A 25346-nucleotide genomic window follows, 5' to 3' on the forward strand; every position below is an offset into this window, starting at 1 on the left:
ATCAACAAAAAATAATACTGAAAATAGTTTGAATGTAGATATTCCAAGGTTTTTGTAAAATATTAGTTTACGCTTAGTAGAAGTTTCATTTACAAGATACCATAGAAAAAAAGTTAACAGTAATTTTGTGACTATAGCAGCAAATATATCAGGATTAACAGCTGTAATAATAATATTAATAAAAAAAGACCATAAAACATACGATCTATAAAAAGCCATTATGGACATTAACTGCTGCATATACTTTAATAAACGACTAATGCAAATAAATATTTCGTGTTTACTATGAAGATTTTACTTCATTGAGAATTCATAAATTATCGTATTTTTGCGACACAATTTAAGAGAGTAGATGTTAGAAAAGATTCAAATAGTAAAACAGCGTTTTGATGAAGTAAGTGATTTAATTATCCAACCAGATATTATTTCAGATCAGAAACGATATATAAAGCTAAATAAAGAATATAAAGACCTTAAGAAGATTGTTGATAAAGGAGAAGTTTATAAATCTTTAACAGATAATATTGCCGAAGCTGAAGAAATAATTGCTGATGGTAGTGATGCCGAAATGGTTGAAATGGCTAAAATGCAATTAGAAGAAGCAAAAGCTGAATTACCTGCTTTAGAAGAAGAAATTAAATTTTTACTAATTCCAAAAGATCCAGATGATGCCAAAAACGTAGTCGTTGAGGTACGCGCTGGAACTGGAGGAGACGAGGCTAGTATTTTTGCTGGAGATTTATATAGAATGTACTCAAAATACTGTAGCGATAAAGGGTGGAAGGTAGATGTTGTAAGTTTAAGCGAAGGAACTTCAGGAGGGTTTAAGGAGATAATCTTTGAAGTGTCTGGTGAAGATGTCTATGGAACTATGAAGTTTGAAGCTGGTGTACATCGTGTACAACGTGTGCCTCAAACAGAGACTCAAGGTAGGGTGCATACCTCTGCCGCTACTGTAATGGTGCTTCCAGAAGCCGAAGAATTTGATGTGGAATTAGACATGAGCGAAGTGCGAATTGAGCGTACTACATCAACAGGTCCTGGAGGACAATCTGTTAATACAACGTATTCGGCAATTAAATTACATCACGAACCAACAGGAATGATCGTGAGTTGTCAAGACCAAAAATCATCACACAAAAATCTTGAGAAAGCTTTAAAAGTTTTACGTTCACGTTTATATGAAATGGAATTGGCTAAGAAGCAAGCGGCAGATTCCGAGAAGCGAAAGAGTATGGTGTCATCAGGTGATAGAAGTGCAAAAATTAGAACCTATAATTATCCGCAAGGACGAGTGACCGACCATAGAATAGGGTTAACCTTGTATGATTTGTCCAATATCATTAATGGTGACATTCAAAAAATAATAGACGAATTAATGTTAGCTGAAAACACTGAGATGTTGAAGGCTAGTGATGATGTGATATAAATTTCAAGCCTCTTTTTGAGGCTTTTTTAATAACATGACTACAGAACAACTAATTGCTGAAATCAAAAAAAAGAAATCCTTTCTCTGTATAGGATTAGATGTTGATTTAAATAAAATTCCTCAGTATTTATTAAAAGAAGACGACCCAATTTTTGCTTTTAATAAAGCTATTATTGATGCCACACATCACTTATGTGTAGCTTACAAACCTAATACTGCGTTTTATGAAGCTTACGGAATTAAAGGTTGGCAAGCATTAGAGAAAACAATAAAGTATCTAAATAAAAATCATCCAGAAATTTTTACCATTGCTGATGCGAAGCGTGGTGATATTGGTAATACAAGTACTATGTATGCCAAAGCATTTTTTGAGGATTTAGGCTTTGATAGTGTGACTGTAGCACCTTATATGGGAAAAGATTCCGTAGAACCTTTTTTGACTTTTGAGGATAAGCATACCATTTTATTAGCATTGACCTCTAATCAAGGTGCTTTTGATTTTCAGACAAAAACTGTAGATGGAATAGAATTATACAAACAAGTTTTAAAAACTTCTAAGTCTTGGCAAAATTCTGAGAATTTAATGTACGTAGTTGGTGCTACAAAAGCAGAATATTTAGCTGATATTAGACAAATTATTCCAAATAGTTTTTTATTAGTTCCTGGAGTTGGAGCACAAGGTGGAAATTTACAAGAGGTTTGTAAATATGGAATGAATAAAAATATTGGGTTATTAATTAATTCGTCTCGAGGAATTATTTATGCATCAAATGATAACAATTTTGCTAAAGCAGCAGCCAATAAAGCCTTAGAATTGCAACAGCAAATGGCTGAACTCATTTAAATTGTTGTTTCAGCTTGTTCTCTAGAAAGGTATTTTAACCGATTTAGTTTATTTAAAAGCTTGAGCGCTTTATATTCTGAAATATCACTCAAAGCAGAGTCTGTTTGGCGTAAATTATAAGCTTGCTCAACAAGTTGTTTGTAACGCTTGCTAAGTTTTTTTTGATGATCTTTAAGAATGTTGTTTCTATTCATTGTGTTAAAAATCAAGTAACTAAATATACAGTATTTTTCTTAAAAAGAAAAGGAGTGTTAAAGGCTTTATTTAAAAGACTAAACCGATTCCTTTTAAAGAAATCGGTTTCTTACAAATAAAATACTAACTAACTAATTTATGAGTGAAGATAACTTTATAAAGTTACTTAAAGCAAAGATGCATCTTTCTAAGGCTTCTAATGTTATGTTAATATTAGATTTAGATTAATTATGATTTAATATCTTTAAAAGGCAATCAATAGACTTAATCAAATGAAACCCTTGTTCACATTATTAGTTATCTGTTTCATGACAATAACTGTAAACTCTCAAACCAATAATAATAGTTGTAATTGTTGTACCGACAAACATGCCGAATTTGACTTTTGGGTTGGTAGTTGGACGGTTACTAACCCTAACGGAACTGCAGCAGGAACTAATGTTATTGAAAAAGTTCAAGACAACTGTGTATTACGTGAAAATTGGACTAGTGCTACAGCAGGTTTTACAGGGACAAGTAATAATTTCTACAATGCAGCAAAACAGCAATGGGAGCAAATATGGATTGATAATCAAGGCGGAAGCTTGCATTTAAAAGGAAATAGAGTTGGGAACCAAATGATTTTAAAAACCGATGTTGCCAAAAACCAAAACGGAGAATCGTTTTTCCATCGCGTAACTTGGACCAAAAACGACGATGGAACCGTACGACAATATTGGGAAACCATTACCAACGACAAAGATATTACAGTTGCTTTTGATGGACTATACAAAAAGCAGTAGCTTCCTAACACCTAACACCTAACACCTAACACCTAACACCTAATCCTGCAAAGCAAACACACGTTTCAATAAATCGGTTGTTCTTGATGATACTTTATTGCGTATTTCTTTTTCTTCAACAGCAATCATAGTATAAACGCCTTTTAAAGCTTCACCAGTAACATAATCGGTTAAATCAGGATTTACATTATTAGTAAACGGAATGGAGTTATATTTGTTAATTAAATTCTCCCAAATTTGGTCAGCACCAACTTTACTAAACGAGTTTTTAATTACAGGGTTAAATTTATCATATAAAGCAGTTTTGGTTTTTTCGGTTAAATATTGTGTAGCTGCATTATCTGCACCAAGTAATATGTTTTTGGCATCAGCAAAGGTGATCTCTTTAACGGCACTTACAAAAATAGGTGTGGCTTCTTTTACAGCATCTTCAGCAGCCCTGTTTAGTATTTTTAAACCTTCGTCTGCTAGGTTGCTTAAACCAATATCACGTAATGCTTTATCAACTTTTTGTAATTCTTCTGGAAGTAAAATCTTTACCAATTCATTTTTAAAAAAGCCATCCTCAGCTGTTAGTTTACTTACTTGTTTGTCAATTCCAAAGTCAAGAGCTTGACGCAAACCAGAAGCAATTTCAGCATTCCCCAAACCTCCTTGTGGCATTTGGTTGACGACTTGTTGTAATTCAGCACAAGCAGTTACATTTAAAATTAGGATTAGGGCAATTATTCGTTTCAACATAGTTTAAGGTTTTCTATCTTTAACAAAGATAAATTTTACAGATGAGAACTATTCAAATTTTATGCCTAATATGTTTTTTGGGATTATTCAATTGTAATTCTAAGAAAGAAACTAAAGTGATTACTGAGACAGTCATTGAAATTAAAAAACCTAAGCAGTATATTACTGTACTTGGTATAGCACAAGATGCAGGCTATCCTCATATTAATTGTGACAACGATTGTTGCAAATCGTTTTATGATGGAGCAGAGTCTAAAAAACTCGTATCATGCTTGGGTTTGGTTGATTTAAACGATAACAAAAAGTATATTTTTGATGCCACACCTGATTTCACGCAGCAAACACAAATTCTTAAAACCGACCATTTAGATAATAGTAATATTATCGATGGCGTGTTTTTAACACATGCACATATAGGTCATTATACTGGACTAATGTATTTAGGTTTTGAAGCCTTAGGAGCCAACAAAGTGCCAGTATATGCCATGCCAAGAATGAAACAATATTTAGAGACAAGTGGTCCTTGGAGCCAGTTATTAGCTTTTAAAAATATTGATATAAAACCTATTCAGCATGATTCGGTGGTATCATTAAACAATAATTTAAAAGTGACACCTTTTTTAGTACCACATCGTGATGAATACTCTGAAACGGTTGGTTATATCATTGAAGGGCAACACAAAAAAGCATTGTTTATTCCAGACATAGACAAATGGGAAAAATGGGAACGCAATATTATTGAAGAGGTAAAAAAAGTAGATTATGCTTTTGTTGATGCGTCATTTTTTAGAGATGGAGAGTTAGACAGAGATATGAGTAAAATTCCGCATCCTTTTACCACTCAAACGACAACCTTGTTTGAAAATGAAGATTTAGAAACGAAAAACAAGATTCATTTTATTCACTTTAATCATTCAAATCCAACGATAAAAGATTCACATCGATTAAAAGATAGTATTATGAATCTTGGATTTAAATTTGCGAAACGAGGTGATATCTATGATTTATAGAAACTTATAATATTCTTAATATTAGTGAGAATTTTTTCAATATTCCGTAAATTTGCAACTCGAAAAAAGACATAATTACGAATGCAACAAATAGCACCTTATAAACCAAAACATAAAGTACGAATAGTAACAGCAGCATCCTTGTTTGATGGTCACGATGCATCTATCAATATCATGCGAAGAATTATTCAAGCAACAGGCGTTGAAGTGATTCATTTAGGACATGACAGAAGTGTGGAGGAAGTGGTTAACACTGCTATCCAAGAAGATGCAAATGCCATTGCTATGACATCGTATCAAGGAGGACACAATGAATACTTTAAGTATATGTATGATTTGCTTAAAGAAAGAGGAGCAGAGCACATCAAGATTTTTGGAGGTGGTGGTGGAGTGATACTGCCTTCAGAGATTAAAGACTTGATGGATTATGGTATTACTCGTATTTACTCACCAGATGATGGTAGAGAACTTGGACTTCAGGGTATGATTAATGATTTGGTTAAACAATCTGATTACGAAAGCCCATCCCTAACCCTTCCCAAAGGGAAGGGAATTAAAGAATCTCTAAAAGATAAAGATGTAAATACAATTGCTAGATTAATTTCTTTCGCTGAGAATAAGCATGAGGTTTTCGAAGAAAGCTTTTCTCCTTTGGAGAAAACGGGAAAAGAGGCTTCTGTTTTAGGAATTACTGGAACGGGAGGCGCAGGAAAATCATCGTTAGTAGATGAATTGGTACGTCGTTTTTTAATTGATTTTCCTGAGAAAACAGTAGGCTTAATCTCAGTTGATCCTTCAAAACGTAAAACAGGAGGCGCACTTTTAGGAGATAGAATTCGCATGAACTCTATTAATTCTCCTAGAGTATATATGCGAAGTTTGGCTACACGTCAATCTAATTTAGCATTATCAAAACATGTTAATGAAGCAGTTGAAGTTTTAAAAACTGCTGAATATGATTTGATAATCCTTGAAACCTCAGGAATCGGACAATCTGATACTGAAATTATTGAACATTCTGATGTATCATTATATGTAATGACGCCTGAATTTGGAGCAGCAACACAATTGGAAAAAATTGATATGCTTGACTTTGCAGATTTAGTGGCAATTAACAAATTTGATAAGCGAGGCTCTTTAGATGCCTTACGAGACGTTAAGAAGCAATATATGCGCAACAATAATCTTTGGGATATTCCTCAAGAAGAGTTGCCAGTATTTGGTACGATTGCTTCACAGTTCAATGACCCAGGAATGAACACGCTTTACAAAGCGGTTATGGATAAATTGGTTGAAAAAGCTGGAGCAGATTTGAACTCAACGTTTGAGATTTCAAAAGAAATGAGTGAAAAGATATTTGTTATTCCACCAAATAGAACACGTTATTTATCAGAAATAGCAGAGAATAATCGTGCTTATGATAGTAGAGCAACAGAGCAAGTTGAAGTTGCTCAAAAACTCTACGGAATTTATAAGACTATTGAATCTGTTATTGGAAGTAAACCTGAATTAGATAAATCAGGAATCGATAGTAAATCTGTCAGTTCGAGCGCAGTCGAGAACAAAGATTTTATTAAAATGTTGGTTGGAGAATTCGACCGAGTAAAACTAAATTTAGACCCTTATAATTGGGAAGTGATAACTGGTTGGGATGATAAAGTAAATAAATACAAAAACCCTATTTACTCTTTTAAAGTAAGAGATAAAGAAATAAAAATTAAAACCCATACAGAGTCTTTATCACACACTCAAATACCTAAAGTAGCATTGCCAAAATACCAAGCTTGGGGAGATATTTTAAGATGGTGTTTGCAAGAAAATGTACCAGGAGAATTTCCATATGCATCAGGATTGTATCCTTTTAAAAGAACAGGAGAAGACCCTGCTAGAATGTTTGCTGGAGAAGGTGGTCCAGAGCGTACCAACAGACGTTTCCATTACGTGAGCGCAGGTTTACCAGCAAAGCGTTTATCCACAGCTTTTGATAGTGTGACATTATACGGAAACGACCCCGATTTACGTCCTGATATTTACGGTAAAATTGGAAATGCAGGAGTTTCTATTTGTTGTTTAGATGATGCTAAAAAACTATATTCTGGCTTTAACTTAGCAGATGTTATGACCTCTGTGAGTATGACCATTAATGGTCCAGCTCCAATGTTATTAGGCTTTTTTATGAATGCAGCCATCGACCAGCAATGTGAGCTCTATATTAAAGAACATGGTTTAGATAAAGAAGTAGAAGCAAAAATTGCTAAGATTTATAAAGGGAAAGAACGTCCAAAATATAATGGGGACTTACCAGAAGGGAACAACGGATTAGGTTTGATGTTGTTAGGTGTCACTGGTGACCAAGTGCTGCCTGATGAGGTATATCAAAGGATTAAAGTAAAAACGATTTCTCAAGTTAGAGGAACGGTTCAGGCAGATATTTTAAAAGAAGATCAAGCACAAAACACGTGTATTTTTTCAACAGAATTTGCATTGCGATTAATGGGAGATGTACAAGAGTATTTTATTGAAAATAATGTACGTAACTTCTATTCAGTATCTATTTCTGGGTATCATATTGCTGAAGCTGGAGCGAATCCTATTACGCAATTGGCATTAACACTATCTAATGGATTTACTTATGTGGAGTATTATCTGTCAAGAGGCATGGATATCAATAAATTTGGTCCAAACCTATCGTTCTTTTTCTCTAATGGTATCGACCCAGAATATGCAGTTATTGGCCGTGTAGCACGAAAAATTTGGGCTAAAGCCATGAAGCATAAATATGGAGCAAATGCGAGAGCTCAAATGCTTAAGTATCATATTCAAACATCTGGACGTAGCTTACATGCTCAAGAAATTGACTTTAATGATATTCGTACCACATTACAAGCCTTATATGCTATTTACGATAATTGTAATTCGTTGCATACCAATGCTTATGATGAAGCCATTACTACACCGACTGAAGAAAGTGTTCGTCGTGCCATGGCAATTCAATTAATCATTAATAAAGAATTAGGATTAGCCAAAAATGAAAACCCAATTCAAGGATCATTCATTATTGAAGAATTAACCGATTTGGTTGAGGAAGCTGTTTTATCGGAGTTCGATAGAATAACTGAAAGAGGAGGTGTTCTTGGAGCTATGGAGACTATGTATCAACGTAGTAAAATACAAGAAGAAAGTTTGTATTATGAAACTTTAAAGCATAATGGCGATTTTCCAATTATTGGTGTCAATACGTTTTTAAGTTCAAAAGGATCTCCAACGGTATTGCCAGCTGAAGTTATTAGAGCTACAGAAGAAGAGAAGCAATTTCAAATAAAAACACTTGAGAATTTGCATAAAACAAATGATACAAAGGAGCTTCTTAAGGAGTTGCAAGTAAAGGCAATCAACAATGAGAATATATTTGAATCATTAATGGAAGTTTGTAAAGTGTGTTCTCTTGGTCAAATAACCAATGCACTGTTTGAAGTAGGAGGACAGTATCGTAGAAATATGTAAGCAGAGAACCGCTTTTTGTCTTTTCAAAAAGTGTGTGAATCGCTTATGCAGAGCGAAGTCGAAGCATCTCAGTGAATCTCTTATTCCGAACTTGCTTTGGAATCTCATTAAAAAAGTTACTATTAAATGCATCTTTTTTATTAATACGTCGTCTTATAGGTGTAATATAAAAACAATAGTCATGAAAAATAGCGAATGTACTTGTACTTGCGATAGCTGCACTAACGGAGAATGTAAAAACTGTACGTGCGAATCTTGTAACTGTAGTGGTTGTAATTGTTAAATCTTAATTTATATGAGCGTTGGTAGTTTTATCAGCGCTCATCTTAACTTATGAATACGAATCAAGTTTGGGAAACATATCATCAAGATATTAAACTATTTCTTTTATCAAGGATAAAAAATGAAGAAGTAGTTAATGATGTTTTGCAGGATACGTTTATTAAAATCCATACAAAAATAGATTCCCTTAAAGATGATAAAAAGCTTAAATCTTGGGTTTTTACAATAGCTAGAAATACCATGTTGGACTACTTTAAAACCAATAAGTTAAGCACAGAACTTAAAGAATATAGTATTCAAATTGAGGAAAAGCTTCAAATGCATGACGAAACAGATTGTTTGTATGGCATCATAAAACGACTTCCTAAAAAGTATCGTGACCCTTTATTTCTAGCAGATGTTAAAGGTAAGAAGCAAGCTGAGGTAGCCAGTCAATTAAAATTACCAATACCTACTGCTAAATCTAGAATTCAACGCGCTAGAAAATTAGTTGCACAAGGATATATGGAATGCTGCGATTTTAAAATGAATCAAAAAGGACATTTAGTTGGTGAAGTAAAAGATAAAGAAGATTGTAAAGTTTGCAGTTAATTAAAGCGTCAACATCCAATTACGTTGAAGCTTCCTGAACATTTTCAATTCTCTTCTTAGTATAGGTAGGAAATCTTTTCCATTACTATTACATTTTTCTAAGCGCTTACAGTTTTTATAGAGCATTTTGGTTAAACGCTCAACGCTTTCGGCATGTTTTTGTTTTCTATCTCTGTAATGTTCAATTTCAGCTTTAATTATTTCAGGACCTAATAACTCAGATTGCTGAACAATATCACCAGAAAAATAAACATGTTCATTTTCGGTACCATCAGTTTTTAAATTAGATAAATCATAATTTAAATAATTAGATATTTTTCGTGTTAACGAAAAGATTTCCAATGCCTTAGTGTAAATAGGCGAATTAGATAAATGTGATGGTGTAGTGTATGTCATTTTCTTAGCAATTACTCAAAATTACTTTGAAAAGTAAATATGTTGTATTTAAAAGTTAAGGTAAAATATTGATTTTACTTTAAATATTAATATATTTATGATATAAAATTTAAAAAATGAAGTTAGATTTGCTTAATTGGAACATATTAAAGTGTTTGCAAGAAAATTCCCGACAGTCTAATACTGATATTGCTAAAAAAGTAGGTGTTTCATCGCCAGCTGTAGCAGAGCGAATCAGGAAAATGGAAGATGCAGGTGTTATAAACGGTTATTATGCTAAATTATCATATAAAGAAACTGGACACCAACTAAAAGCCATCATCACTTTAAGAGCTTTTATGGGACGCCTAAAACCATTTCTAGAAAAGGTAAAATCGTTTGATGAAGTTGTTAATTGTTTTAGAATTACTGGTAACGAAAATATTGTTTTAGAGGTTGTTTTGCGAAACCAACAACATTTAGAACAATTTATAGATCAACTTATAACTTATGGTGAAACAAAAACGCAAATAGTTTTATCTGATGTGATTGAAAATAACCCAATAAAACGACCTATTAATTTTTAACACCAGGTTGCTTTAATGTCCAACCTATTTTCGCTTTTTCAGCATCAACCATAGCTTTTACATCAAATAAAAGTCTTTTAGCGTCATAAATAATACCATCTTTTATAGTGTATTTTACACCACCAACTCTAACAACCTCATTATCTTCAGTAAGTTTTATTGCTCCAGTACCGTAAAGGACTTTTAGGTTTACTAACGGATTTTCTTCAATAATTACAAAGTCAGCAAGTTTACCAATTTGAACAGAACCAATTTTATCGTCCCAGCCTAAAGCCTCAGCACCATTTAATGTTGCTGCTCTTATCACTTCTAAAGGATGAAAACCTGCTTCGCGCAATAGTTCTAATTCACGAGGATAAGCAAAACCATACAATTGATAAATAAAACCAGAGTCTGTACCAACGGTGACACGTCCACCTCTGTTTTTGTATTCATTTACAAAGGTCATCCATAATTGGTAGTTCTTTTTCCACGTAACTTCTTGCTCTGTTCCCCAATAATGCCAATAACTACCGTGACTTATTTTGCTAGGTTCATAAAACTTCCAAAGTGAGGGTAAAGTATAAGTTTCATGCCATTCAGCTCGACGAGCACGTTGTAAGTCTCTACTGGCTTCATAGATGTTGAATGTTGGATCAAGAGTAAAATCTAATTCTAACAATTCATTCATGACATTATTCCAGTGTTCAGAATATGGTTCAGCGGCTTGTTGCCATAATTTTCCAGCTTCTTCAAAACGATGTTGTTCGTTTTGATAATTATAATCCAAAGGATAATTTTGCACAGTTCTATCATTAAATAATGCTTCCGGTAAACCATACCAATGCTCCATTGATGTCATTCCAGCTCTAGCAGAATGCAATACGTTCCATCTAGCAACACTTAGTTGTGCATGATGTGCAGTAGAGCGTAACCCTAATTTTTTATTTTCCTCAATGGCAGCAGCCATGATATCTGGTTCTGCACCAAAAAATTTGATGCCATCAGCACCATTTTTTGCATTTTGACGTACCCATTCTCTAGCCATTTCAGGTGTGCTTATTGGTTTTTTACTTCCTGAGCCAAAGCCTCTATATTCGAAAATTCTAGGCGCTACAATTTCGTTGGCAGCACTTTGGCGCTTTAGTTCAATAGCATTACGTCCACTAGGTTGTCTAACTGTTGTGATACCGTGAGCCATCCAAAGCTTAAAGACGTATTCAGGATTAGCGCCTTGAGCACCACCACCAATATGGCCATGCATATCTACAAAACCAGGTAGTAAATACATACCATTGGCATCTAATTCTTTTCCACCGTTTTTTAGTTTAGGTCTTCCAGCTTCGTTAATTTCAACTCCTGGATACCCAACAATTTGCATATTTACAATTTTATTGTTTTCGACAACAATATCCATTGGACCACGAGGTGGTGAACCATCACCATTAATAAGCATGACACCTCTAATTATGAGTTGCGAAAAAGGACCTTCACCTTTATAGTTGTCTTGAGCGAATCCTTGAAAAAAGAAGGTTAAAGCTAGTAAAATGATTAATTTCTTCATGTTTTATGTATTAATTTCTTTCAGTTGGAACAGATATTCTATTACCAAGGAATAATGCGTTTAAAAATAATTTATTAGTGCCATACCAAGCGCCTCTAAAATTAGGGTTGTCGGCAAACATTACCACGCGTCCACGTCCTAATGGACTAACAATTAATGACGCAGAAGGTTTTAAGTAGGTGTTTAAGTTAGTATCAGAAATATACCCATCTATATGTGGATTTTTTGTGTATTTGGCGACAGTGCTGTATTGGCTTTTACTAGGTGCAATAAACACATTGTTGTTTTTGTACACAGGAAGTTTATTGTTTCTATAACCAAACCCTAAAGGATGTGTAAGGTCTAAATCAACTTCAAAAATAGCACCACCTAATCGTTCTCTACCAATATTTTCTCCTGCATCAACATAAGGTTTTCTTTCAACTGCTTTTGGTTTTTCATCTTTTTTTGGTTTAGGTTTTTTGGTGAGTTCTTCTTTTACCAGTTTCTTATCAATCACCCATTTCGAGCCTCCAGCAATGGTAACAAGTGTATTTCCTTTAGATGTCCAATCTTTTAGTTTTTGCCTTTGAATAGAATCTAATGCGCTATAACTTCCAGATACCATAACTAAGGTATTGTACTTATCTAGATTTGCACCTCTAAAACTTCTCATTTGAATTTTAGTTATTGGCATATGTACACGTGTGTCTAGCAAATGCCAAACTTCTCCAGCTTCATAGCTACTAACGCCATCACCAATTAATATGGCAGCTTTTGGTTTTTTAAGAGCTCTAAAATTGTTGCTCCCTAAATCAATTCCAGTTAAACTATAACCACTGTTGGTTGTGTACATTGGTACATTATATTTTGATTGTGCTTCAGAAATAATTTTATACACTTCCTGACCGGATTTCTTTTGTTTACTTACAGGAACTAAAAGTGTTCCGTAATTGAAACTTTTGTTCCCATTATTGGTTTTAATTGAAAAAGGTTTGAATGCTGAAGCGACTGTTAACCCTTTAGATTGCATATAATATAAAGCAGCAGGCGCATTGTAATCATCATAATCAATAATGTAAGCGTAATCAGCTGGTTGTACTTTAGCAACTGTTACTGTGTTGTTTTCTGGGGTTACTTCAGTGCCCAAATTAACGTTTTTCAACCCACGGTATTTCATGTTGTAAAAGTTGGCAACACTCCAAGCTGAAGCATCATAAAAAACGCTGTCTCTGTATTTGTTGTAAGTTTCAAACATGGTTTGTACCATTCTGTGTTGAGGTTGTTTTAATGGCACGGTGTATTTATCTCCATTTTTATAAACCTTGATTTTATGCTTTAATAAATAATCAACGAACGCTTTATTTCTATTCATATCATAAGCATCACCAAACTCATATACTGCAAATCCTGTTGGTGCTTTTTTTGTCATTGCAGATTTAAAGAATTTTTGCTGATATTCTCTCAAATACGCTTTATTTTCGACTGCTGCTTTTATGGTTGCAAAGCCAGAAACATATTGGTTTCTAATAGTGAAAGCAAAGGTCATTTTTCCATAATCGGTATCTTGCACATGACCTCTAGAACTTGCTTGTTCAAATAATAATGCTAATCCACCTTGTAAATCTGGATACGAACTTCCATAGCCTGGATATGTGCCATCAAAAGATTCTTTAGTGTAGTAAAATGACCCTATTTCATCTAAGGCACTAGCAAAATAAGGTGCGAACATATTGTTTAGGTCTTCATAATTTTCTTTTGGCATGATTGGGTCTTGAGAGCCAATAGGTTTCATAGGCTCAAAAAAGTGATTGCTATTGGTTCCCATTTCATGGAAATCGGTCACTACATTCGGATACCATTGATGATACCATTTTAGTTTCCCTTGACTTTCTGGATGCACAGCCAATAGCCAGTCTCTGTTTAAATCAAACCAATAATGGTTGGTTCTTCCTCTTGGCCATGCTTCGTTATGCTCAGCATCTGTACCATCAGACACTAATTGTTTTGCTTGAAATTGATTCGCCCATTGTGTATGTCTATCTCTTCCATCTGGATTAATAGTTGGGTCGATAAAAATGACAGAATTATTTAAGTAATTGGTTATTTCAGGATTATTTGAAGCCACTAAAGTATAAGCAGTAAGTAAAGCAGCTTCAGAACTTGAAGGCTCATTGCCATGAACGTTATAACCTAACTGAATAAACACAGGAACATCATTATAATTTGTTGGCGACTGATTAGGGTCAACAAATTTTAAGTGTTCAGATTTTATTGATTCTAAGTTGTTAAGGTTTTCAGGAGTAGAAACATGTAACATAACTAGCTTACGTCTTTCATGCGTGTATCCATAAACTTCTATTTTGGCACGATTGGATACTTCGGCTAGTTTGTAGAAATAAGCCACAATTTGATCGTGTCGTGTATGTTGTTTTCCAATTGGGTAACCCAAAAATTCTTCAGGTGTTGGGATTGAAGCATCAAAAGGAGCTTTGTCTTTAAAAAAGTAATCTTGAGCTAATGTAGGACTTACCATAAGTATAGCAAACATTATGGCAAAAACGAATTTTGTTTGTTTCATTTGGTTGGTTTGAAAATGAAATCTAAAAATAAGGAATTATGGGTTTCTTTTACAATTAGATAAAATTTTTAACACATTTAAGGTTGATCGATAACTAAATGCGGAACATTATCTACATTCCAATCAATTACTAATCCTCCAGCTAGTTGTTGAGCGACTTTTTTTCCATAAAGAAATTCGCATAAGTACAAAGCAGCTTCAAAGCTTTTAGCACCTCCAGCCGACGTAATATATTTTCCGTCATGTACAAAAAGCACCTCTTTACGAATGTCTAGATTTGGAAACATGTCTCGCATTTTATCAATATCGCTTGGGAAGGTTGTAGAAACTTTGTTATTTAATAATCCAGCTTTTGCCAACACAAAAGCACCGTCGCAATGCGACGTGATAAATTTTGCTTCTTTATCTACTTGCTTTACAAAGTTAATCATGGCTTGGTCTTCAAGATCTTTGCCTAAATGGTTTTCGGCACTTGGTACAACCAATATATCAATCAATGGTAATTCATCGATTAAATAGTTAAAATCTGGAAGAATTCTCATGCCTTCAAAAGTCGTAATAGCCTCATCTGTATTAGCTACAGTAAATACATTCATAGCTTTAATACCTTCTCTAAAAATAGTGTGTTGAAAAATATCAAAAGGCGCTGTAAGTTCTGTGTTGTAAGTACCATCCATTATTAAAAAAGCAACATTGTACCTGTTGGGTTCAAGTTTAGGAAGTACTTTTGTTTTTTTTATTTCTGTTTTTTCTTCTGGTTGTTTGGGTTCATTCTTGCAACTAAACATTACAATTGTAATAGAGATAATAAAAAAGATACTTTTCATTTAATAATAGTTATATAACATCTCAATAAAATTTTCTTTTTAAAATCAATCGATGTGACATTCTAATGGTTTGTCAGTTCGAGTGAAATTGCAAAGCAATTTTGTATTGAAAATTAATTAATTCTCCAAGGTGGATTTTTTCTGTTTTTGCCAGCATGATATAAAATGATATGGTTGCCATCAGGGTCGCTTAAATGCGCTTCACGCCATAGCCAAGTTTTATATTCTGGAGCGCTTATAAAGGTAATTCCTTTTTGTTTTAAATTAGAAACAAGTTCATCTAAATTTTTATCTTCAAAATAAATAGTGATGCCATTTTCTTTAGGTAATGAGTTGACTTTATGAATTGAAAATGTACTATCTCCATCAGGACATTCAAATCGGACATAACGTGGTAAGGCATTAACAATAAGCTTTAATCCTAGAGTTTTATAAAAGGATGTTGCTTTTTCTACATCTAAAGATGGAATGGTTATTTGGTTTAAGTTCATTTTTTTAGTTTTTCAGAGATTAACGACTTTTTTAAAAATACTAAGGTGATAACACAAATAATAGAGAGTATAGAGATGATAATCCATGTAAAATCATATCCTAATTTATCAACCATTCTCATTCCAGCATTATGACCAAATACATGAGAAATAGAAAATGAAACCGTATATAATGCCATATACTCACCTAGTTTCCCGCGTTTTCCTCGTTCCATTACGAAGGCATTTGAAAACGGAAAGACTATCATTTCGCCAATTGTCATAAGTAACATTCCAAGAATTAGAACACCTACCCAATTAGTTATAATTAATACTATGAAGCTTCCTCCAACTAATAGAGATCCAAACACCATGAGTGCTACTTTTGAGTAAGTAGCATTTTCCAACCATTTAATTAATGGCATTTCTAAAATAAATATAATAAGACCATTCATTCCCAGCAGTAAACCAATTTCAAGTTCGCTTAGAAAGTGAATGTCCTTATAGTATAATGGCATTGTTGAAAAATATTGCAGAAATATGATACCAAAAAGAGTCATAGCAATAAAGAATAACCAAAAAGGTTTATCTTTCAAGATGCTCTTTGGGTTTTCGTTTGTAACATTATCTAATTGTTTGGCTTTTTTAGGATGTAAAACATTAATCAATAGTAGAGTAGCCAAAATACAAGTAATACCATCAATCCAAAACAAACCTGAATAGCCAATAGTAGTAATTATTATGCCTCCAACCGCAGGTCCTGCCGAAAAACCAAGATTAATTGCTAACCGAATAAGCGTTACACTTCTAGTTTTATTTTCTGGTTTACTATAAGCACTCATAGCAACAAACATTGCTGGTCTAAAGGAATCAGCAACAACCATTACTACAAAAATTCCTAAACTAAAAGTTAGTAATGTAGTTAAGTATTGTAGGAGAATAAACATGATTCCTGTCCCAAACAAACTAAAAACCATAACGCGGTAAAAACCGATTTTATCAGCTAGTTTTCCACCAATCAAAGAACCAACTGTAGCACCTAACCCATAAATACTTAATATCCAACCTATGTTTACCAAACTAAAACCAAGATCTTTGTTTAGATATAGCGACAAAAAAGGAACTACCATGGTTCCAGCTCTATTAATAAGCGTAATTAAAGCTAACCACCAAACTTCTCGAGAAAGTCCTCTAAACGTATTTAAATAATTGTTGAATAATGTTTTCATATTATGATTGATTGTTAAAAGTAAAAAGTCCGACTGCGAAGTCGGACTTTTATACATTGTAATATTTTATATTTATATCATTGCAATATATATAACGTCCGACCACTAACTAAATAAGTGGTTTTCTGAAGATAAATATTAACAATGACTCTCATGTTTTTGTTTTTAGTTCTTCAAAACTATGTAAAATATTCTTAAGTTGTATTTTTACAACAGAAAAATTAAACATGAAAAGATTTAGTTGGTTGTTGATAGTAGTAATAATAGTTGGTTGTTCGCAACAAAAAAAACCTATACTTGGAGAAACAAAGTTTCAAAAAGAGCAAAACGCATTGTTTAAAGACGCCTCAACCTCTCCTCTTTCTGATAGAGATAGAGAGAACTTTGAAAGTTTAGATTTTTTTAAGTATGATTCTACGTTTTTAGTTAAGGCAGAATTAAAGCGAACACCAGACACTAAATTTTTTAATATGAAAACGACTACAGATCGTGTGTCGAAAGAGCGTGTTTATGGGATAGTTACTTTTAAAATAAGTGATAAAACATACAGCCTAAACATATATCAAGGTGAAGAAAATATGCAAACTGAAGGTTTTGAAGATTATTTATTTTTGCCTTTTTTAGATGCAACCAATGGAGAAAGTACTTATGGAGGAGGACGCTATATAGATTTACGAATTCCTGAAAGCGATAGTATAGAAATTGATTTTAATTCAGCCTATAATCCTTATTGTGTTTACAATGAAAAGTATTCTTGTCCAATAGTACCACGCGTCAATTATTTACCAATAAAAATTGAAGCAGGCGTAAAAAACTATGCGAAAGATTAAAAGCTTTTCACGAGAAACAACCCTAAGAAAACCGCTAAAAAACCAACAACGAAACTTCCAATTGTGTAAAATGCAAAACTTGTAAAATCACCAGCTTTTAAAAACACATGATTTTCATAGGCAAACGTTGAAAATGTGGTAAATCCACCACAAAAGCCAGTAGCTAAGAGTAATGTTTGATTTGAAGACAAAGCATCATTTTTAGCAGCCAAACCAAGAATAATTCCAATAAGTAAACTTCCTAGTATGTTTGCGGTAAAAGTTCCCCAAGGAATTCCTGTTTCGGTAGAATTCATATACTTTCCAATAATGTAGCGTAATGTGCTACCAAATCCACCACCAATAAATACGAGTAAGAGTTGTTTCATTTATTCTTTTATTGGAATGTAAATTTCGGTAATCCAATCGGCAGGATTTGGAAAATCTCCAGGGTCGTTGGTGTAAATTTCAAAAGGTTTAATATCGCTTTGCTCTAAATTGGTTTCGTCAAGATATTTCATGCTTTCTGCCCAAGCTTTAGATAAGTTGGTGTAGTTTCCTTTTAAAGTCGTTTTTAGAACTTTTGTTTTTGGAATATATCCACAAAGCACTCCACTATTATCTGTAATGTTTATTTTTTCGCTAACAGGAATCCCATTGCTCATAATAACTGTGCCATCTTTTATATTCATATCTTGATAAACCGTAAGTGGCATCCCATTCATGACAATGTTGTTTTTTGCCATAAACACACCAATACTACCATATTGTTGCGCCATGGTAGCACTAATATTATTGTTATTAGCATTTGTAGTTTTGTATAAATAGAAACCACCTCCATATTCTTTAATACCATTAATAGTGACTTCAAATTTGCTCATATTGTCTATAGTTAAACTATCAAGTTTTTCTAAACCTCGATCGTAATCTGGACCTATCATTTTATCCATACCACCATTTATAACAGCAAAGAATTTTAAAATAAAAGGAACTTCGTCCGCTTTCATTCCCCAAGTTACTTTGGTGCCTTCATCTACCTTGTCAAATTTCCAATATACATTTGAAGGAGGAAAACTACCAAACTGCATTTCTTGAGAAATCGAGTCGTATTCATTAACCGCTAAAGTTTTCATAGCGCCTGGACCATCTTTTCCAATCCACGAATACGAGCCTCCAACACCAGTGGTTTGTTGTGGATACGTTATTTGTAAATCAGGTTCTTTTTCAATCCAAGGAGACCAAGGTTCCCAATTTTTAAAATCATTTATTTGATTAAATAGTAATTCGGCAGGCGCTTTAATAACTCTTGACCTTTGTATGTCGTAAGAATTTGGCTGTACTGCAATATAACCGCAAGAACCTATAATAAAAATCAATAAAATGATGAAGGTGATTTTTGCTGTTTTCATGATTCTTGCTTTAGTAGATTACGTAAAGATACTGATTTTTAAAAATGCAATTAATTAAATCATTAACTAAATAAATCAATCAGTAAATAAAAATTTAATAGCTACAATCATCAATAAAAAAGCAATAAATGCTAATAAAACCCATGAGCTACCTTTAAAGTAGCGCTTATGTAATTTAATATCTTTTCGGTAAGCATAAACAAGCACAATAATAAATGTAATGGCGAATAATATTCCGAAAATGATCTGTCCTTTGCTGAACATATTTTTATATTTTTATGCGAAATTAAGAAAATAATAAGGATGAGTTTTCCGCTTTAGCGGAAATTAAAATTAAATTTTGATGAAGAATAAAATTGAAGCGGTAAAAGACTTTCATAAAGCTTTTAAAATTGGTTATTTGGAAACGCCAAAAGCAGACCTTGGACAAGAAAAAAATATGCTGCGTTATAAGTTAATGAGAGAAGAAAATGAAGAATATTTAGACGCAGCAAATGATAATGATTTGGTTGAGGTGGCAGATGCACTTGGCGATATGTTGTATATTTTGTGTGGTACTATTATAGAACATGGAATGCAACATAAAATAGAGGAAGTTTTTAACGAAATTCAACGTAGTAACATGAGCAAATTGGGTGAAGATGGTGAGCCAATTTACAGGGAAGATGGAAAAGTATTAAAAGGACCAAATTACTTTAAGCCTAACATTAAAGAGATATTAGAGAAATAAAAAAAAGAGAAGCAATTGCTTCTCTTTTTTTTAAACTTTAACTCTCCAGCCAAAAGCATCTTCAGCTTTATTGGTTTGTATATCTGTAATGCGTTTTTTTAATTTATTCGCGTAAGGATTTTCAAGCTCTGGCAATATATAGTCTTTGTTTTTAAAACCAAAACCAGAAATTGGCGATACAACTGCAGCAGTTCCTGCACCAAATATTTCTTTTAGAGTGCCATTATTGGCAGCTTCAATTACCTCGCTAACAGTTATTTTTCTAACGTCCACAGGAATGCCTTCACTTTTAGCAATATCTATAATACTTTTTCTGGTTACACCATCTAAAATTCTATCGCTTGTTGGGCTTGTAATTAATGTGTCATTAATTCTTATAAAGATGTTCATTGCTCCAGCTTCTTCAATATACTCATGTGTATTGTCGTCTGTCCAAATAACTTGATTATATCCTTTTTCAACAGCTAATTGCGTTGGGTAAAATTGTCCAGCATAATTTCCAGCAGCTTTAGCATATCCAACACCACCATTTGCAGAACGAGAATAATGCTCTTCAATTAAAACGGTTACTTTTCCTGAAAAATATGGTCCAGAAGGTGCAGTGGCAATAATGAATGTATATTCATCTGAAGGTGATGCATGAAATCCTCTTCCTGAGGCAAAAATAAATGGTCTAACATACAACGAACTTCCATCTTGGGTTGGTATCCAGTCTTTATCAACTTGTAATAACGCTTTTAAGCCATCCATAAAATAAGCTTCAGGCAATTCAGGGATTGCCATACGTTTAGCCGAAATATTTAAACGTTTACAGTTTTCATCAGGTCTAAATAAAAACACATCATTATTAGAATCTTTATATGCTTTTAAGCCTTCAAAAATGGCTTGACCATAGTGAAATATTTTAGTGGAAGGGTCTAAAGTAAGTGACTGATAAGGCACAATTTTTGGAGCATTCCAAGCACCATTTTTGTATGTGCAAATCAACATGTGATCCGAAAAAATCTTTCCAAAACTTAAATTGTTAAAATCTACATCGTTAATTCTGCTTTTTTCAACTTTGATTACTTCCATATTATAATTTAATTGATCAGACATTTGTGTTACATATTTGGGTGCAAAAGTAAACAAATTCATTCTTACAAAAAACACATAATTCACTTAAATATAGTATATTTGCCTTCATTAAAAACTATACCAAACCCTACAATTATGAAAAAATATTTTGCTCTTTTATTGATGATTTCTTTAGTTTTTTCTTGTAAAAACGAAAAGTCATCAGAAACTATGACTGCAACGGAAACAGAAACTGAAACTGAAGATATAGCTTATGCGTCATTTGGTGATGAAATAAAAGCTGATGATGCTATTTCTGCACAACAAATGGCAGAAAAATACAAAACGTTAAAAGTTGGAGATACAATTCAAACTAAAGTATCTGCATCTATTAATGAAGTTTGTTCTAAAAAGGGTTGCTGGATGAAGTTAGACCTTGGTAATGACGATGAAATTATGGTACGTTTTAAAGACTATGGTTTCTTTATGCCTTTAAATGCTGAAGGCGATGTTGTTATTAATGGTAAAGCTTATGTTACTGAAACTTCTGTTGAAGAACTACGCCATTATGCAGAAGATGCTGGTAAAAGCAAAGAAGAGGTAGAAGCAATTACTGAGCCTGAAGTAACTTATGCTTTTGAAGCAGATGGTGTTCTATTGAAGCAATAAGTATGCGTTTTAAAAATATACTATACCTCTTTGTTTTAGTTGCTTTTGGATGTAAAAAGCCTCCTGAAGAACCTGAAGAAAAGAAAGAATTGGTAATGGTTGAAACTTCCGAAATGGCACAGCTTATGAATGAAATGTATGCCTATAACGAAAGTATTAAACAGCAAATTATTGATGGAAAGTTTAATAATAGTTTTCCAAAAAAATTCATGAACATTCACTCAGCGGTGTTAACCGACCCAAGTGATAGAGATGGCAGTTTCGAATCTTTTTCAAAACTATTTTTGGAAGCTCAAAAAGCTGTTTTTGAATCTTCAAATGCTGATTTAACCACTAATTATAACAAAGCCATTAATGCATGTATTTCCTGCCACGAAGTGAAGTGTGTTGGACCAATACCAAGAATTAAGAAGTTATTAATTAAGTAAATTGAAACGTAAAATAATCACAACTTCAGATGGCTCTAAAACCATCCAGATTGAAGATTGGAACGAACAATACCATTCTAAACATGGTGCAATAAACGAAGCAAACCACGTATTTATAAAAAGTGGTTTGCTTCATTTTTTTCAGTTATATCCTAAAGTTACTAATTTATCTATTCTTGAGATTGGGTTTGGTACAGGGCTTAATGCGTTTCTTACTGTAATTCAAGCAGAACGTTTAAACATACATATTGATTATTTAGGTGTAGAAGCCTATCCTGTAGCTGATACCGAAATTTTGCAGCTAAATTATGTTCAAGAAATAGATAAAAGCAAAAGTGATTTATTTGCAAAACTACATGCAGTTGATTGGGAGGTGCCTAGTGCTATTACTAATACATTTCGATTAACTAAAAGGCAACAATTCTTCTCGGATATTAATGATGTGGAACAGTTTGACTTGATATATTTTGATGCTTTTGGTGCACGCGTACAACCAGAACTTTGGACAAAAGCGATGTTTCAAAAAATGTATAATGCTTTAAAACCAAAAGGTGTTTTAGTAACGTATGCATCTATAGGACAAGTAAAACGCGACATGAAAAAATTAGGCTTTACAGTTGAACGATTAGATGGACCTCCAGGCAAGCGTCATATGTTAAGAGCAACCAAATAATTTACTAAATGTTTCTTATAGACTGTTAAACCTGCCTTAATAACAACCCTGTTGCCCTTTCTATTGTTTAACTTTGTAACATGAAGAGGGTTTTAATTACAGGAGCTACAGGATTGGTTGGACAAGAAATTGTAAAGCAATGTCAAGCAAAAAATATTGCTATTAATTATCTTTCTACGAGTAAGAACAAGCTACAGAGCAAGCTTAATTACAAAGGGTTTTACTGGAATCCTGAAAATAATGAAATTGATATTTCTTGCTTTGAAGGTGTTGAAGTCATTATAAACCTAGCTGGTGCGTATATTGCTAAACGTTGGACTGAGAGTTATAAAAAGGAAATTTTAAGCAGTCGTTTAAAATCATTAAACCTATTATATAGTACCATCCAAGAGCACCAATTTCCTGTAAAGCAATTGGTATCTGCAAGTGCTATTGGTATTTACCCTGATTCTAATATCAATTACTATGAAGAAACTTTTAATGACTTTGGAACAGGGTTTTTAACCGAGGTAACCACTCAATGGGAAGCAGCTGCTTTGCAATTCGAAAACCTAAATATTAATACATCACTTATTAGAATTGGCATTGTACTTTCAAATGATGGTGGCGCGCTTCCAAAATTAGTTAGGCCAATAAAAAACTTTGTTGGAACTGCTCTAGGAAAAGGAAGTCAGTGGCAATCATGGATACATATTAAAGACCTTGCACATCTATTTTTATATGTTGTAGAGCACAATTTACAAGGTGTTTTTAACGGTGTAGCACCTAACCCTGTAAAGCAACGAGAGCTTGTAAAGGTTATTGGGAAGACTATTAAAAGACCTATAGTATTGCCTAAAGTACCAAGTTTCGTTTTAAAATTGTTATTAGGAGATATGAGTGCTATAGTGTTAGAAAGTCAACGCGTAAGCTCTCAAAAAATTGAAAACTTAGGATTTCAGTTTACCTATCACCATTTGCAGCCAGCATTAGAAGATTTGTTGTGATTTTTTTGAAGTTCGTTACGTTATCTTATCGTTTTTTAGAAGAAAGCCAATATTAATGATTTTCTTTTAGTAAGTGAGGGAATTTTTGTTTAAAACGATTTAACCTCGGAATTGAAATGCGTCGTATGTATGGACTATCTGGATTTAGTCGCTCATAATCTTGATGATAATCTTCACCAATCCAAAATTTTTGAAATGGCATGATTTCGGCAGCTATTCGTTTATTGAGTTTTTTTGATAAGGCCTCTTTTTTCTTTAATATTATTTGCTTTTGTTTTTCATTTTGGTAGAAAATAATAGAGCGATACTGTGAACCAATATCTGGACCTTGTCCATTTACTTGAGTAACATTTTGTGAACCAAAATAAACATCTACTAAGGTAGCAAAACTTACAACTTTTGGATTATAAATAACCTCTACAGCTTCAGCATGACCAGTTCTGCCTGTATTGCTAAGCTCATATGTTGGGTTAAGTGTGTGACCGCCTGAATAACCAGAAATAGATTCTTTTACACCTTTTACACTTTCATAAATGGCTTCAACACACCAAAAGCAACCACTGGCAAAGTACGCTCTAGCAAGTCCATTCTCCATTGGTACTTCAACAGGATTGGCTGTCATTAATCCTTGTTCAATTTTACTTTTATTGGATTTTTTTACTGTTTTTTGTTGTGCATTATTGTTTTGGCAGCTAAATAGTAAAGCAATGGAGAGTAATAATAAGGTTCTCATCTATATATTTTCTTTAATGTGTCGTGAAGCAAACAAAATTATTACAAAATAAAAAGCCTTTAACAATTTGTTAAAGGCTTTTAAGAATATTTTACACTAAAATTATAGCTTAGCAAATAGTTTTTCCATTTTTTCTTTTTGCTCATTAGCTAAAGCTTCATCTACTAAAATACGACCGCTATGCTCGTCGGTAATAATTTTTTTACGAGAAGCAATTTCGGCTTGCACTTGAGGTGGAATGGTAAAGAAAGAACCACCTGAAGCACCTCTTTCAATTGGCACAACAGCTAATCCGTTTTTTACATTTTTTCGAATTCTAGAATAGGCATTTACTAATCTTTCTTCAATTGAAGTTTTGTACTCTTCACTTTTCTTTAATAAAGCTTGTTCTTCTTTTTCAGTTTCAGAAAGAATGGCATTTAATTCACCTTTTTTGTGTTTTAAATGAGTTTCTCTTTCTTTTAAACGAGATTTAGTTTCGTCTATAACTTCTTTTTTCTGCTCAATTTGAGCGTTAAATTCTTTAATATGCTTTTCAGCTAATTGAATTTCTAATTCTTGAAATTCAGTTTCTTTAGTTAAAGAGTTGTATTCTCTGTTATTTCTAACATTTTTTTGTTGTTCAGAGTACTTTTTAATAAGTGCTTTAGCTTCTTCAATTAAGTTCTTTTTAGACTTAATTTGTTCATCTAAATCTACAAGACTATCGTCTAATTTTTGAAGTCTTGTTTTTAATCCTTCAACTTCGTCTTCTAAATCACGTACTTCTAACGGAAGTTCTCCTCTAACATTTCTAATTTCGTCAACGCGAGAATCAATTAATTGTAAATCATATAGTGCTCTTAATCGTTCTTCTACAGTAACTTCTTTCTTTTTAGCCATGC

26 protein-coding genes are annotated in these 25346 nt (G+C 33.1%); 13 read left to right on the plus strand and 13 right to left on the minus strand.

What is annotated here, in order from left to right:
• The first annotated feature begins 352 nt into the window (after positions 1-352).
• Together prfA and pyrF are read left to right on the plus strand one after the other, a co-directional pair.
• Positions 353-1429, plus strand: a complete 1077-nt coding sequence (gene prfA, locus E5167_RS04900) for a peptide chain release factor 1 (protein WP_136841609.1) — start codon at positions 353-355, stop codon at positions 1427-1429.
• A 34-nt stretch (positions 1430-1463) separates the two neighbouring features.
• The gene (gene pyrF, locus E5167_RS04905; protein ID WP_136841611.1) at positions 1464-2273 is read left to right on the plus strand and encodes an orotidine-5'-phosphate decarboxylase; all 810 of its coding nucleotides are present in this window, start codon (positions 1464-1466) and stop codon (positions 2271-2273) included.
• On the opposite strand, the gene E5167_RS04910 is transcribed toward pyrF, so the two are convergent.
• Complete coding sequence (locus E5167_RS04910) at positions 2270-2467, minus strand: Lacal_2735 family protein (RefSeq protein ID WP_136841613.1); 198 nt, start codon at positions 2465-2467, stop codon at positions 2270-2272. The genes pyrF and E5167_RS04910 overlap by 4 nt on opposite strands.
• Positions 2468-2776: 309 nt before the next feature.
• Here E5167_RS04910 and E5167_RS04915 point away from each other — a divergent pair, with 309 nt between their 5' ends.
• On the plus strand, positions 2777-3250 hold the full coding sequence (locus tag E5167_RS04915) for a hypothetical protein (protein ID WP_239021945.1): 474 nt from the start codon (positions 2777-2779) through the stop codon (positions 3248-3250).
• Positions 3251-3289: 39 nt separating this feature from the next.
• Here the strand turns inward: E5167_RS04915 and E5167_RS04920 are convergent, their stop codons facing one another.
• The gene (locus E5167_RS04920) at positions 3290-3991 is read right to left on the minus strand and encodes a DUF4197 domain-containing protein (protein ID WP_136841617.1); all 702 of its coding nucleotides are present in this window, start codon (positions 3989-3991) and stop codon (positions 3290-3292) included.
• Positions 3992-4032: 41 nt separating this feature from the next.
• On the opposite strand from E5167_RS04920, the gene E5167_RS04925 reads away from it, so the two are divergent.
• From E5167_RS04925 to E5167_RS04935, 3 genes are all read left to right on the plus strand, one after another.
• Positions 4033-5001, plus strand: coding sequence for an MBL fold metallo-hydrolase (locus E5167_RS04925; protein WP_136841618.1), 969 nt, complete (start codon positions 4033-4035; stop codon positions 4999-5001).
• A gap of 81 nt (positions 5002-5082) precedes the next feature.
• The gene (locus E5167_RS04930; protein ID WP_136841620.1) at positions 5083-8505 is read left to right on the plus strand and encodes a methylmalonyl-CoA mutase family protein; all 3423 of its coding nucleotides are present in this window, start codon (positions 5083-5085) and stop codon (positions 8503-8505) included.
• Positions 8506-8838: 333 nt separating this feature from the next.
• Positions 8839-9378, plus strand: a complete 540-nt coding sequence (locus E5167_RS04935; RefSeq protein WP_136841621.1) for a sigma-70 family RNA polymerase sigma factor — start codon at positions 8839-8841, stop codon at positions 9376-9378.
• Here E5167_RS04935 and E5167_RS04940 read toward each other — a convergent pair whose 3' ends face one another.
• Positions 9379-9774 carry a hypothetical protein gene (locus tag E5167_RS04940; protein WP_136841624.1) on the minus strand — a complete coding sequence of 132 codons (396 nt, stop codon included), beginning with the start codon at positions 9772-9774 and terminating at the stop codon, positions 9379-9381.
• A 116-nt stretch (positions 9775-9890) separates the two neighbouring features.
• Here E5167_RS04940 and E5167_RS04945 point away from each other — a divergent pair, with 116 nt between their 5' ends.
• The gene (locus E5167_RS04945) at positions 9891-10340 is read left to right on the plus strand and encodes an Lrp/AsnC family transcriptional regulator (protein WP_136841626.1); all 450 of its coding nucleotides are present in this window, start codon (positions 9891-9893) and stop codon (positions 10338-10340) included.
• Here the strand turns inward: E5167_RS04945 and E5167_RS04950 are convergent.
• The 5 genes from E5167_RS04950 to E5167_RS04970 form a co-directional block, all read right to left on the minus strand.
• Positions 10330-11883, minus strand: a complete 1554-nt coding sequence (locus tag E5167_RS04950) for an amidohydrolase family protein (protein ID WP_136841628.1) — start codon at positions 11881-11883, stop codon at positions 10330-10332. The two genes, E5167_RS04945 and E5167_RS04950, sit on opposite strands and share 11 nt — an antisense overlap.
• Positions 11884-11893: 10 nt before the next feature.
• Positions 11894-14443, minus strand: a complete 2550-nt coding sequence (locus tag E5167_RS04955) for a M14 family zinc carboxypeptidase (protein ID WP_136841630.1) — start codon at positions 14441-14443, stop codon at positions 11894-11896.
• A 77-nt stretch (positions 14444-14520) separates the two neighbouring features.
• A complete protein-coding gene (locus tag E5167_RS04960; protein ID WP_136841632.1) occupies positions 14521-15270 on the minus strand; it encodes a DJ-1/PfpI family protein in 750 nt (249 codons plus the stop codon).
• A 113-nt stretch (positions 15271-15383) separates the two neighbouring features.
• Entirely contained in the window at positions 15384-15761 is a 378-nt protein-coding gene (locus E5167_RS04965) for a VOC family protein (RefSeq protein WP_136841634.1), read from the minus strand.
• Positions 15758-16969: an MDR family MFS transporter gene (locus E5167_RS04970; RefSeq protein ID WP_136841636.1), complete on the minus strand. Its 1212-nt coding sequence runs from the start codon at positions 16967-16969 to the stop codon at positions 15758-15760. The genes E5167_RS04965 and E5167_RS04970 overlap by 4 nt, the downstream gene beginning before the upstream one ends.
• Before the next feature lie 227 nt (positions 16970-17196).
• On the opposite strand from E5167_RS04970, the gene E5167_RS04975 reads away from it, so the two are divergent.
• Positions 17197-17799 (plus strand): DUF1684 domain-containing protein, encoded by a 603-nt coding sequence (locus E5167_RS04975; RefSeq protein ID WP_136841638.1) that lies wholly within the window; start codon positions 17197-17199, stop codon positions 17797-17799.
• Here the strand turns inward: E5167_RS04975 and crcB are convergent.
• Positions 17796-18167 carry a fluoride efflux transporter CrcB gene (gene crcB, locus E5167_RS04980; protein ID WP_136841640.1) on the minus strand — a complete coding sequence of 124 codons (372 nt, stop codon included), beginning with the start codon at positions 18165-18167 and terminating at the stop codon, positions 17796-17798. The genes E5167_RS04975 and crcB overlap by 4 nt on opposite strands.
• Entirely contained in the window at positions 18168-19187 is a 1020-nt protein-coding gene (locus E5167_RS04985; RefSeq protein WP_136841641.1) for an SRPBCC family protein, read from the minus strand. It lies immediately after the preceding gene.
• Between the two features lie 343 nt (positions 19188-19530).
• On the opposite strand from E5167_RS04985, the gene E5167_RS04995 reads away from it, so the two are divergent.
• Positions 19531-19917 carry a pyrophosphohydrolase domain-containing protein gene (locus tag E5167_RS04995; protein WP_136841645.1) on the plus strand — a complete coding sequence of 129 codons (387 nt, stop codon included), beginning with the start codon at positions 19531-19533 and terminating at the stop codon, positions 19915-19917.
• A gap of 30 nt (positions 19918-19947) precedes the next feature.
• Here E5167_RS04995 and E5167_RS05000 read toward each other — a convergent pair whose 3' ends face one another.
• Positions 19948-21015, minus strand: coding sequence for a branched-chain amino acid aminotransferase (locus E5167_RS05000; RefSeq protein WP_136841646.1), 1068 nt, complete (start codon positions 21013-21015; stop codon positions 19948-19950).
• Positions 21016-21129: 114 nt separating this feature from the next.
• Between E5167_RS05000 and E5167_RS05005 the strand changes: the two genes are divergently transcribed.
• From E5167_RS05005 to E5167_RS05020, 4 genes are all read left to right on the plus strand, one after another.
• Positions 21130-21642: a DUF4920 domain-containing protein gene (locus E5167_RS05005; protein WP_136841648.1), complete on the plus strand. Its 513-nt coding sequence runs from the start codon at positions 21130-21132 to the stop codon at positions 21640-21642.
• 2 nt (positions 21643-21644) lie between these two features.
• Entirely contained in the window at positions 21645-22070 is a 426-nt protein-coding gene (locus E5167_RS05010) for a hypothetical protein (protein ID WP_136841650.1), read from the plus strand.
• Position 22071: 1 nt separating this feature from the next.
• The gene (mnmD, locus tag E5167_RS05015; protein ID WP_136841652.1) at positions 22072-22743 is read left to right on the plus strand and encodes a tRNA (5-methylaminomethyl-2-thiouridine)(34)-methyltransferase MnmD; all 672 of its coding nucleotides are present in this window, start codon (positions 22072-22074) and stop codon (positions 22741-22743) included.
• Positions 22744-22823: 80 nt separating this feature from the next.
• A complete protein-coding gene (locus E5167_RS05020; protein ID WP_136841653.1) occupies positions 22824-23729 on the plus strand; it encodes a TIGR01777 family oxidoreductase in 906 nt (301 codons plus the stop codon).
• A 52-nt stretch (positions 23730-23781) separates the two neighbouring features.
• Here the strand turns inward: E5167_RS05020 and msrA are convergent, their stop codons facing one another.
• Both msrA and E5167_RS05030 read right to left on the minus strand, forming a co-directional pair.
• A complete protein-coding gene (gene msrA, locus E5167_RS05025; protein WP_136841655.1) occupies positions 23782-24462 on the minus strand; it encodes a peptide-methionine (S)-S-oxide reductase MsrA in 681 nt (226 codons plus the stop codon).
• Between the two features lie 102 nt (positions 24463-24564).
• Positions 24565-25344, minus strand: a complete 780-nt coding sequence (locus tag E5167_RS05030) for a zinc ribbon domain-containing protein (protein WP_136841657.1) — start codon at positions 25342-25344, stop codon at positions 24565-24567.
• Between the last annotated feature and the right edge of the window lie 2 nt (positions 25345-25346).

Origin of the sequence: Pontimicrobium aquaticum, from assembly GCF_005047595.1 — a bacterium.
Lineage (GTDB): Bacteria > Bacteroidota > Bacteroidia > Flavobacteriales > Flavobacteriaceae > Pontimicrobium > Pontimicrobium aquaticum.

Excerpts from the sequence above, each read along its gene's own strand:
- prfA (WP_136841609.1), top strand. The coding sequence starts at position 353 with ATGTTAGAAAAGATTCAAATAGTAAAACAGCGTTTTGATGAAGTAAGT.
- E5167_RS05010 (WP_136841650.1), top strand. The coding sequence starts at position 21,645 with ATGCGTTTTAAAAATATACTATACCTCTTTGTTTTAGTTGCTTTTGGA.
- E5167_RS04945 (WP_136841626.1), top strand. The coding sequence starts at position 9,891 with ATGAAGTTAGATTTGCTTAATTGGAACATATTAAAGTGTTTGCAAGAA.
- E5167_RS04940 (WP_136841624.1), bottom strand. The coding sequence starts at position 9,774 with ATGACATACACTACACCATCACATTTATCTAATTCGCCTATTTACACT.
- E5167_RS04910 (WP_136841613.1), bottom strand. The coding sequence starts at position 2,467 with ATGAATAGAAACAACATTCTTAAAGATCATCAAAAAAAACTTAGCAAG.
- E5167_RS04975 (WP_136841638.1), top strand. The coding sequence starts at position 17,197 with ATGAAAAGATTTAGTTGGTTGTTGATAGTAGTAATAATAGTTGGTTGT.
- E5167_RS05030 (WP_136841657.1), bottom strand. The coding sequence starts at position 25,344 with ATGGCTAAAAAGAAAGAAGTTACTGTAGAAGAACGATTAAGAGCACTA.
- E5167_RS04955 (WP_136841630.1), bottom strand. The coding sequence starts at position 14,443 with ATGAAACAAACAAAATTCGTTTTTGCCATAATGTTTGCTATACTTATG.
- crcB (WP_136841640.1), bottom strand. The coding sequence starts at position 18,167 with ATGAAACAACTCTTACTCGTATTTATTGGTGGTGGATTTGGTAGCACA.
- E5167_RS05000 (WP_136841646.1), bottom strand. The coding sequence starts at position 21,015 with ATGTCTGATCAATTAAATTATAATATGGAAGTAATCAAAGTTGAAAAA.
- E5167_RS05020 (WP_136841653.1), top strand. The coding sequence starts at position 22,824 with ATGAAGAGGGTTTTAATTACAGGAGCTACAGGATTGGTTGGACAAGAA.
- E5167_RS04925 (WP_136841618.1), top strand. The coding sequence starts at position 4,033 with ATGAGAACTATTCAAATTTTATGCCTAATATGTTTTTTGGGATTATTC.
- E5167_RS04930 (WP_136841620.1), top strand. The coding sequence starts at position 5,083 with ATGCAACAAATAGCACCTTATAAACCAAAACATAAAGTACGAATAGTA.
- E5167_RS04995 (WP_136841645.1), top strand. The coding sequence starts at position 19,531 with ATGAAGAATAAAATTGAAGCGGTAAAAGACTTTCATAAAGCTTTTAAA.
- E5167_RS04920 (WP_136841617.1), bottom strand. The coding sequence starts at position 3,991 with ATGTTGAAACGAATAATTGCCCTAATCCTAATTTTAAATGTAACTGCT.
- E5167_RS04960 (WP_136841632.1), bottom strand. The coding sequence starts at position 15,270 with ATGAAAAGTATCTTTTTTATTATCTCTATTACAATTGTAATGTTTAGT.
- E5167_RS04950 (WP_136841628.1), bottom strand. The coding sequence starts at position 11,883 with ATGAAGAAATTAATCATTTTACTAGCTTTAACCTTCTTTTTTCAAGGA.
- E5167_RS04915 (WP_239021945.1), top strand. The coding sequence starts at position 2,777 with ATGACAATAACTGTAAACTCTCAAACCAATAATAATAGTTGTAATTGT.
- E5167_RS04985 (WP_136841641.1), bottom strand. The coding sequence starts at position 19,187 with ATGAAAACAGCAAAAATCACCTTCATCATTTTATTGATTTTTATTATA.
- E5167_RS04935 (WP_136841621.1), top strand. The coding sequence starts at position 8,839 with ATGAATACGAATCAAGTTTGGGAAACATATCATCAAGATATTAAACTA.
- E5167_RS04965 (WP_136841634.1), bottom strand. The coding sequence starts at position 15,761 with ATGAACTTAAACCAAATAACCATTCCATCTTTAGATGTAGAAAAAGCA.
- pyrF (WP_136841611.1), top strand. The coding sequence starts at position 1,464 with ATGACTACAGAACAACTAATTGCTGAAATCAAAAAAAAGAAATCCTTT.
- E5167_RS04970 (WP_136841636.1), bottom strand. The coding sequence starts at position 16,969 with ATGAAAACATTATTCAACAATTATTTAAATACGTTTAGAGGACTTTCT.
- msrA (WP_136841655.1), bottom strand. The coding sequence starts at position 24,462 with ATGAGAACCTTATTATTACTCTCCATTGCTTTACTATTTAGCTGCCAA.
- E5167_RS05005 (WP_136841648.1), top strand. The coding sequence starts at position 21,130 with ATGAAAAAATATTTTGCTCTTTTATTGATGATTTCTTTAGTTTTTTCT.